Annotated in this window: 8 protein-coding genes and 1 pseudogene; 5 read left to right on the forward strand and 4 right to left on the reverse strand. The window is 72.4% G+C overall.

Translation table 11 applies throughout. The annotated features are described in order from the left end of the window. Positions 1-148: 148 nt before the first annotated feature. Entirely contained in the window at positions 149-907 is a 759-nt protein-coding gene (locus tag ACFQ8C_RS28110; RefSeq protein WP_383462507.1) for a MerR family transcriptional regulator, read from the forward strand. Positions 908-1011: 104 nt separating this feature from the next. On the opposite strand, the gene ACFQ8C_RS28115 is transcribed toward ACFQ8C_RS28110, so the two are convergent. Continuing rightward, a complete protein-coding gene (locus ACFQ8C_RS28115; protein ID WP_383462509.1) occupies positions 1012-1686 on the reverse strand; it encodes an NUDIX domain-containing protein in 675 nt (224 codons plus the stop codon). Next, on the reverse strand, positions 1683-2066 hold the full coding sequence (locus ACFQ8C_RS28120; protein ID WP_383462510.1) for a DUF4406 domain-containing protein: 384 nt from the start codon (positions 2064-2066) through the stop codon (positions 1683-1685). The genes ACFQ8C_RS28115 and ACFQ8C_RS28120 overlap by 4 nt, the downstream gene beginning before the upstream one ends. Before the next feature lie 48 nt (positions 2067-2114). Here ACFQ8C_RS28120 and ACFQ8C_RS28125 point away from each other — a divergent pair, with 48 nt between their 5' ends. Further along, positions 2115-2873, forward strand: coding sequence for a DeoR/GlpR family DNA-binding transcription regulator (locus ACFQ8C_RS28125; protein WP_383462512.1), 759 nt, complete (start codon positions 2115-2117; stop codon positions 2871-2873). A 291-nt stretch (positions 2874-3164) separates the two neighbouring features. Next, on the forward strand, positions 3165-5258 hold the full coding sequence (locus ACFQ8C_RS28130; RefSeq protein ID WP_383462513.1) for a SpoIIE family protein phosphatase: 2094 nt from the start codon (positions 3165-3167) through the stop codon (positions 5256-5258). A gap of 129 nt (positions 5259-5387) precedes the next feature. Here ACFQ8C_RS28130 and ACFQ8C_RS28135 read toward each other — a convergent pair whose 3' ends face one another. Then, complete coding sequence (locus tag ACFQ8C_RS28135; protein ID WP_383462515.1) at positions 5388-6992, reverse strand: alpha/beta hydrolase; 1605 nt, start codon at positions 6990-6992, stop codon at positions 5388-5390. A 282-nt stretch (positions 6993-7274) separates the two neighbouring features. On the opposite strand from ACFQ8C_RS28135, the gene ACFQ8C_RS28140 reads away from it, so the two are divergent. Then, a complete protein-coding gene (locus tag ACFQ8C_RS28140; RefSeq protein WP_383462519.1) occupies positions 7275-7604 on the forward strand; it encodes a hypothetical protein in 330 nt (109 codons plus the stop codon). Positions 7605-7607: 3 nt separating this feature from the next. Here ACFQ8C_RS28140 and ACFQ8C_RS28145 read toward each other — a convergent pair. Beyond that, positions 7608-7970, reverse strand: a pseudogene (locus ACFQ8C_RS28145) (transposase); the annotation flags it as partial. Positions 7971-8276: 306 nt separating this feature from the next. Between ACFQ8C_RS28145 and ACFQ8C_RS28150 the strand changes: the two are divergent. Then, a complete protein-coding gene (locus tag ACFQ8C_RS28150) occupies positions 8277-8771 on the forward strand; it encodes a hypothetical protein (RefSeq protein ID WP_383462517.1) in 495 nt (164 codons plus the stop codon). The last annotated feature ends 33 nt before the right edge of the window (positions 8772-8804 follow it).

Raw genomic sequence — 8804 nt, forward strand, 5'->3', positions numbered from 1 at the left:
GACGCCGGGCGCCGCCTTCGGCCGCCGCGTCGTCGAGGAGGGCGCCGGGGACCTCGGGTCCGGGGTTGCGGTTGCCGTTGCGGCAGCTTCTACCGTCGTGACCAGGGCCGGAACGACCGGCCCGGCGACACACACGTGCGGAGTGGTGATGGACTGGCCGATCGCGGAGGTGGCACGGATGTCGGGCGTGACCGCCCGGACACTGCGGCACTACGACGAGACCGGTCTGCTGCCGCCGGCCCGGATCGGCGCCAACGGCCACCGCTACTACGGAGAGCGCCAGCTCCTGCGGCTGCAGCAGATCCTCGTCCTGCGAGCGCTGGGCGTCGGGCTGCCGGAGATCGGCCGGATCCTGTCCGAGGAGGTCGACGAGGTGGACGCCCTGAGGGGGCACCGCCGGCGCCTCCTCGCGGAGCGGGACCGGCTCGACGCCCTGGCCGGCACCGTCTCCCGCACGATCGCCGAACTGGAGCAGTCCAGGAAGGACGACCGTCCCATGAGCATCAACCGCCCGGAGAACCTCTTCGAGGGCGTGACGCCCTCCCACTACGAGGCCAACATGCGCGATCACCCCGAACTCGCCCAGGAGGTCGGACGGCGCGCCGCCACGATGAGCCAGGCCGACGCGGACGCCGCGCACCGTGAGCGTACGGCGCAGATGATCCGGCTGGCCGAACTCATGGCCGCGGGTCGTCCGGCCGACGCGGACCCGGTCCAGGCCGAGATCGACACCCAGTACCGGGCCCTGACCGAACTGCGCGCCGTCTCCGTCGAGGAGTACCGGGCCATCGGGCGTTCCCTCGTCGACAACGAGACGTGGCGCGCGGCGTACGAGGCCGTCGCCCCGGGGCTCGCCGCGTACCAGCGCGACGCGATGGAGGTCTACGCCGCCACCCGGCTGACCTGAGCCACGACGCAGCCGCCGTCGGGAAGGCGACGACGGCGGCTGCGCGGCGGCGGCACGGACGTTCCGCGCTCCCTGGAGTCGCCAGGGGACGGGGGGCTTTCCTTTCAGGCGTTCCGCTGCTCGGCGAAGGGCCCGTGCAGGGCTGCCCATTGCAGGAGCAGGATGGTCTTTCCGTCCGTGATGCGCCCGTCGCGGATCATGGCGAGGGCGTCGGCGAAGGGGAGTTCGAGGACCTCGATGTCCTCGCCTTCCTCCTCGAGTCCTCCGCCGGCGTCGATCCGGTCGGCCGGGGTGTAGGGGGCGGCGAAGAAGTGGAGGCGCTCGGTGACGGAGCCCGGGCTCATGTAGGCGTCGAGCACGTGGGTGAGCGGGCCGAGTTCGACGCCGAGTTCCTCGGCGCTCTCGCGGCGGATCGCGGTGTGCGGGTCGTCCGCGTCGAGCAGCCCGGCCGCCGCCTCGACCAGCATGCCGTCGGGGTGGCCGTTCACGTAGGCCGGGTAGCGGAACTGACGGGTCAGCAGGACGCGGCCGCGTGCGGTGTCGTAGGGCAGGACGACGGCGCCGTTGCCGCGGTCGTAGGTCTCGCGCTGCTGGGTCTGCCAGCGTCCGTCGCGGCGCCGGTAGTCGAAGGTGGTGCGGCGCAGGACGTGCCAGCCCTGGGAGGTGAGTTCGACCTCGCGTATCCGGACGTCGGGGTTGCGGTCGAGGTCGCGCCCGGCCAGGTGGAGACCGGTGCGCCCGCGGTGATCGGGGGCGTCGACACCCGGGCGGCTCGTCACGCGGTCTCCAGCGGGGCGAGGCGGGGGATCTCGGTGACGTCGTGATAGACGGGCAGGCCTCGGCGGAGGGCGGTGGCGACGTCCTGGTCGGCGCCGGCGGATGCGCCCGGCAGGCGCAGTACCGCGTCGCAGTGCGCGAGGAGCCGGTCGGCGGCCGGGTAGAGCACCCGGTCGGCGAGGGGGTCGGTGGGGCCGGCGCCGGCGGACCGGAGGACCGGCAGGGCGATCCACTCGCCGATGACGGGGAGGTGACCGGCCGCGAAGACGGGCCAGGCCGCGGTTTCGAGGCGGGCGAGGTTGGCGGCCATGGCCTGCGGGTCGCCGTCGGTGCCGGAACGGTAGGGCCCGGCGATCAGGATGAGCAGGGGCTTGGTGGTCATGGCCGCTAAGATACATGCAGAATCATGCAAGACCAGGAAGGAACGTGCATGCTGGCTGCTGAACGACGCGAGTACCTGCTCGACCTGCTCGCCCGCACCGGAAAGGTCGTGGCCAAGGACGTCGCCACCGACTTGGCCCTCTCGGAGGACACCGTGCGGCGCGACCTGCGGGACCTCGCCGCCGAAGGACTGTGTCAGCGGGTCTACGGCGGCGCGCTGCCGGTGTCTCCCGCCGTGGTGGACTACGACGCCCGGCAGGCGGTGGCCTCGGACGGCAAACGGAAGGTCGCCTCGGTGGCCGCGGGACTGGTGCGGCCCGGCGGCTCGGTGATCCTCGACGGCGGCACCACCGCCCTCGCCGTGGCACGGGCGCTCCCGAAGGACCTCGCCTGCACGGTGATCACCCACAGCCCCACGATCGCCACGGCCCTGATCGGCCATCCGCGGGCGGAGCTCTTCCTGATCGGCGGCCGCGTCTTCAAGCACTCGGCGGTCACCTGCGGCGCCGCCGCGGTCGAGGCGGCGCAGAACGTCTCCGCCGAACTCTGCCTGCTCGGTGTCACCGGCGTTCACCCCGAGGCGGGACTGACCACCGCGGACGCCGACGAGGCGGCGATGAAACGCGCGCTGTCCGCGCGCGCCGCGGACACCTACGTCCTCGCCTCCTCGGAGAAGATCGGCACGGCCTCCCCCTACCGCGTCCTGCCCTGGGAGAAGATCACCGGACTGATCACCGACGCGGACCCCCACGACACGACCGTCGGACAGCTCAAGGCGCTCGGCGTGGACGTCCTCCCGGCCGACTGAGGGCCGACCACGGAACCGGCGGGAGCGCCCCCGGGGCGTCACTTCCCGGCGGGTGGCCGGAGCGGCCCGGCGCCGGCCTCGGTCGGCATCCGGCCGGGGAGGTGGCGGACCCGTGCCCGTGGGGGACTCGGGCTGCGGGCTGCGGGCAGTCCCGACGACGGGCACGATGAAGGGAGAGGTCTCGCTCAAGGCGCCCGGCCACGGCGCGCCGAACCCCGAAGGGCGGAGATGGAACCCGTACCGTCCCCGGCTGGAAAGCCTCCGAACGTCCCGAACGTCCCGGGCCCGGACGTGGAAGCGGGCCCGGACCTGGACCCGGACGTGGAAGCGGCTGCGGCGGAAGTGATGGACGGGCTGTTCCGCGAGGCGCCGGTCGGCCTGGTGGTCTACGACACCGGCCTGCGGATCACTCGGGTGAACCACGAGTTCCTGAGCATGGAGGGCATCCCCACGGAGCGGTGCGTCGGTATGCGGGTCGACGAGATGTTCCCGCCTCCGGACGGCGAGCGGATGCGGAGGGAACTGCAGACCGTGCTGGACACCGGCAGCCCCACCCGGTGGGCCGAGTACCGCGGCCACTTCCGGGCCGGCCCGGGCCGTGACCACGTGTGGTCGGTCTCCTCCTTCCGCCTCACCACGTCGGGCGGTCGGGTCGCGGGCGTGGCGTCGGCCGTCGTGGACGTCACCGTCCGCCACCACGCCCGAGAGCGCCTGTCGGTTCTGAACGACGCCACCGAACGCATCGGGTCCGCCCTGGACGTCAGGCAGACCGCCCGGGAACTGGCCGACGTCGCCGTGCCCCGTCTGGCCGACTTCATCGCGGTGGACCTGCTGGACGGCATAGCCCGTGGAGGCAGCTCTCCACACGGGCCGATCGGCAGCGCGGCGGTCCTTCGCCGGGCCGCCCTGCGTTCGGTCACCGAGCACGCCCCGGAGGCGACCTACCCCGTCGGCGCGTTGATGACCTTCCACCCCGCGACACCGTACGCGCAGTGCCTGACCTCCGGGCGGCCCCTGCTCGTACCGGACCTGAACCGGGCCGCCGACTGGCTCGCCCAGGACCCGCCCCGGGCCGGGAAGATCGTCGCCGCCGGCATCCACTCGCTGATGACCATCCCGGTGAAGGCCCGGAACGTCACTCTGGGACTGGCCCACTTCTACCGCTGGCGACTTCCGTTCCCCTTCGACCAGGAAGACCTGGCCCTCGCCCAGGACCTGGTGGCCCGCGCCGCCGTCAGCATCGACAACGCGCGTCGCTACACCCAGGAGCATCGGGCGGCCCTGGACCTCCAGCACAGCCTGCTGCTCCGCTCCAACGTCCCCGACCCCAGCCCCATCGAGACGGCCCACCGCTACCTCCCCGCGCGAGCACACGCAGGCGTCGGCGGGGACTGGTTCGACGTCCTGCCGCTGTCGGGGGCCCGGGTCGGGCTCGTCGTGGGAGACGTGACCGGACGGGGCATCCAGGCGGTCGCCCGGGCAGGACTGCTGCGCACCGCGGTGCGCACCCTGGCGAGCCTGGACCTGCCGCCCGACGAGCTCCTGTTCCGCCTCGACGCGCTGGCCTCCCGGCAGGCGGCCGCGGACGAATCCGCACCGGAGCTCGGCGGCACCTGCCTCTACGCGATCTACGATCCGGTCACCGGGCAGTGCACCATGGCGAGCGCGGGCCACCTGCCGCCGGCCCTTGTCCGGCCCGGTGAAGGCGGCAGTCTCGTCGACCTGCCGGTGGGACCCCCGTTGGGGCTCGGCAGTCTGCCGTTCGCCGCGATCGACACGGTCGTGCCCGACGACAGCATGCTCGCGCTGTGCACGAACGGACTCCTGCAAGACCGTCAGTCGGACCTCGACGACGCGCTCGACCGCATGCTCCACACGCTGGCGGCGCCGACCGGTTCGCTGGACCGGCTGTGCGGGAACGCCGTCGACGCCGCTCTGGGGTCCCGCCGGCCGGATGACGACGCGGTACTGCTCCTGGCCCGGACCCGCATGCTGCCGGCCTCCTCCGTCGCCACCTGGGACCTTCCGGCGGACCCGGCACACGTCGCCCACGCCCGTGCCCTGGCCTCCGGGCAACTGGCCGCCTGGGGCCTCGACGACGCGGCACCGCTGACCGAACTCGTCGTCAGCGAGCTGGTGACCAACGCCGTCCGATACGGCCAGGCCCCCATCCGACTCCGGCTCGTCCTCGCCCGCACCCTCATCTGCGAGGTGTCCGACAGCTCCAGTACGTCGCCGCACCTGCGCTACGCGGCCGACACGGACGAGGGCGGCCGCGGACTCTTCATGGTCGCCCAGCTCGCCGACGCCTGGGGCACCCGCTACACCGCCAGAGGCAAGACCATCTGGGCCGAGCAGTCCATCGCCGCCTCCACGACGGCATGAGGCCGCGGAAGCCGGGACCCTGCGTCGTCCGTGAGGAGGTCGCGCGGTTCCCCGCGCACACGGGGAGTTCCGCACGATCGTCCTCCGGGCCCACGTCGGTCGCCGTCGCCGCCGTCGCCGCCGGGGTGCTCAGCACCGCACGTCGGTCTCCGGGCGCTCACCGGTCAGCAGGAAGCGGGTGACCGTCCGGTCGCCGCAGGCGTTTCCGGCGCCACCGGCACCGACCAGGTACACGCCGTGGCCGCCCCGGTCGACGGAGACCATCCGGGCGCGCTCGCCGAGCGCCTCGCGCATCTTCAGACCGGAGGAGTACGGGGTGGAGGGGTCCCGCAGGTTCTGGATCATCAGGATGTTGGACGGTCCGTCGTCGGTGAGGCGGACCGGCTTCTCCACCGCCCCGCCCTTCCAGAAGGCACAGGGAGTGACGTTCACGGGCATGCCGCCGGTCAGCGGGTGACGGGCCCGGTCGGCGGCGACCGCCCGGGCGTACGCCGGTACGGAGCGGGGCCAGTCGACGTCGTTGCAGATCACGCCCACCATGATGGCGGCTGCCTCGTCGGGCATCGCACCGGTCAGCTCGGGCGGCAGCACGGGCACGCCCTTCGGGTCGAGTGCCTGGCCGACGAGGCGCGCGAAGCCGGGGAAGGCGGCGTCGGAGTAGAGGGCGGACTGCAGCGCCTGCCGGAAGGCGGCGCCGGTCAGGGGCGCGCCGGGCACGGCGGTGGCGCGGGGTTCCCGGTCGAGACGCGCGGCGAGACCGACGACGAGGGCCCGCACGTCCTCGGGGGCGTCGGCCAGCCGCAGGCCTTCCGCCTCCCGGTCCGGGTGCGAGGCCCAGGCCGCGAAGTCCGGGAAGCGGTCCTCGGCGCCCTTCGCCATGTCGGCGAGCCAGCCGTACGCGACCCGGCGCGGGTCGGGGTCGGCGCTGCTGTCCAGGACCCAGCGATCGGTCCGGTGCGGGTGTTCCTGGGCGTATCGGGCGGCGACGTACGTCCCGTAGGAGGTGGCCCATGCCGACACCTTCGGCTCACCGAGCGCCCGCCGCAGGACCTCCATGTCCCGCACCTGGTTGGCGGTGGTGAGGCTCCGCAGCATGGCGCCGCCGTTGCGGCCGCACGCCTCGGCGATCCGGCGCGCCCGCTCGACGTTGGAGCCGATCGACCCGTCGGCGGCGGGCCAGGACCGCAGGGTCACCATCCACCGGTCCTCGTCCGCGAGCCCGCACCGCGCCTTCGCCGAACCGCCGACCCCGCGCGGATCGAAGGCCACGAGGTCGTACGCGCCCCCGGTCTCCTTCGCGAGCGCGGCGCCCTTCTGCGCGAGCCGCTGCACCCCGGAGCTCCCGGGCCCGCCCGGGATCACGAGCAGCGTCCCCCGGCGCGCCTCCGGCCTGGCGGACGCCAGCCGGGAGACGGCGAGGTCGATCCGCGGTCCGGTGGGGTCGCTGTGGTCGAGCGGCACGGAGAGGGTCGCGCACCGCTGCCCCTCTCCCGGCTTCACCGAGGCAGGACAGTCGCCCCACTGCAGGTCAGCACCGGCGGCGGCGCTGACGTTCCGGGCGGCGGTGGCGGTGGCGACGGCGATGGCGGACGGAGCGGACGTCCCGGCCTCGTTCCCGACCGTGTCGCCGGTCGCGCTCGCGGGCCCTCCGGCGGCGACGAGGCCCGCGGAGGCGAGGGCGGCGATGGCCAGGGCCGAGGCGGCAAAGGACGTACGCACACGGTGTGTTGTCATGCCCCAACCTTGTCGCCGGGCGGCCCGGCAACCCATCCGGCCACCGGGCCCATCGGGGGTGAGGCCACCCCCAGGAACCCGGGGGTGAGGTGGTTCGTGGGCTCGAACCGCGGCCGCGCCCACGCCCGTCGCTTCCCGGATCCGCGCCGACAGGTTCCCTCGTGCCGGTCGCACGGCCGGTCCCCTCCGTCCGGGCCCGCCCGTCAGGCAGCGCGGCGGAGGTCGGGCAAGGATGGTTTAACTCCCCTGCCTTGCGCGGTAGTTGGAGAGAACGATAGGAAGGTGCGGGTGACCGCCCAAGGAAGTACTTCCCGCGCCCTCATGGCGCTCTCGGCCGTTGTCGTCGCCGCATGCGCCCTCACCGTGACGATCAAGGTCATGGCCACTGACGTGAAGACGGCGCACCCGTGGCGAGTGCTGGACCAGGAGGCGTTGGAGCGGCAGGTCGCGGCCTACGCGCGCGGGCCGATGAAGACGTCCAGAGACGGAGTGATCTGCCCGATCGCGGCGGAGGCCCGGCCGGGCAACAAGTTCTGGTGCAGGGTTGACGACACGAACATCGTGGTCGAGGTCAAGAACGATCAGGGCGACCTCAGTATCAGCAAGCTCTGACGTGATCCTTTCCGGTGAGGCGGGGGCGTCCGTTCGCGACCGGCACGTGACGTCGACGGCCAGGACCGGCCGGCCGTCGACTGTTCGTGGCAGCGGCACCGAGGTCGGAGTGTGTCGCAGCCGGTCGGCGTCGACCCGGCCCTGGGCGGGCGCGGCGTAGAGCCCTCCGTGACCGCGGCGGTGTTCGCCCACCGGCGACAGCTCGGCCGGTGACCTCACCGGCCCGTTCCCGCGCGGAACCGCATCCGCCGGCTCGAACGGAGCGTCCGAACGGGCGGTGGGGCAGGAGTGGAACGCGCCCCGGAAGTGTGACGGATCCGCCGGCGGCTCTTGCCGGGCATCGTGATGCGGCGGGCCCGTCCTCACGCCCTTTGTGCCGGACGCGTGTGTTCCTTGGCCGGAGCAGGAGTTCAGACGAAGGCCGCTTCCGCGCATGGCGGTTACCGGACCGAGTGATCCCTCACGACGCACCGTTCGACAGCACACGTCAAAGATCACGTCAAAGATCACGTCAGGGTTTGCTCGTGATCGGTCATTGTCGCAGCGGCTGTACCGGTGATCGGCCGGCGGCGTTCGCCCGGGAGGTGTGGCACCGCCGGGGAGAGCGGAAGGCATGCTAATTTTTTGGCGGTTGAAGTGTTTTCGAGATCAGGAAACCGAAGGGAGAGTCGGTTGAGCGGCGGCGTGCGGGAATTCGTCGACCAGTACAGCAGTGAGAACGATGGGCGTGACCCATTCGACGATTGCCTCATGCGCGCAGGAGGGGTGGCCAGCTGGGGCTACGACGATGGGCACAGCGAGTTCCTGTCCACGGCTATCGCAGAGGTGATGCGTCTGGCTATGGCGCGGCACGGAGTGATGTCTGTCGCGAATCTGAGAATTGATTCCGCAAGGGACGAGGTCTCCCGCTGGGTGGAGACGCATCCGGTCCCTGGTTCGACGGAGTGGCCGGCCCCGGTCGGTGAGCGCGCCCAGAGCTGGCGTCGCCTCTTCCTCGATTCCGGCCCGGAAGATGTCCGGCTGCATCTGGGAAGGGCCGAGAGCGTCCTGTCCGAATTCGCCGTCGAGGCGCAGGAGCGCCATCCCGAAGGGGTGGCGACTTTCGGGACGTCCACCAGGAAATTCGTCAACCCGGTCACGGGCGTAACGTTCTACGGGATTGTTTGAGAAGGGTAAGAGTGTGGGGTCCCCGCCGTACGG

It is taken from the genome of Streptomyces sp. NPDC056503, assembly GCF_042794995.1.
Lineage (GTDB): Bacteria > Actinomycetota > Actinomycetes > Streptomycetales > Streptomycetaceae > Streptomyces.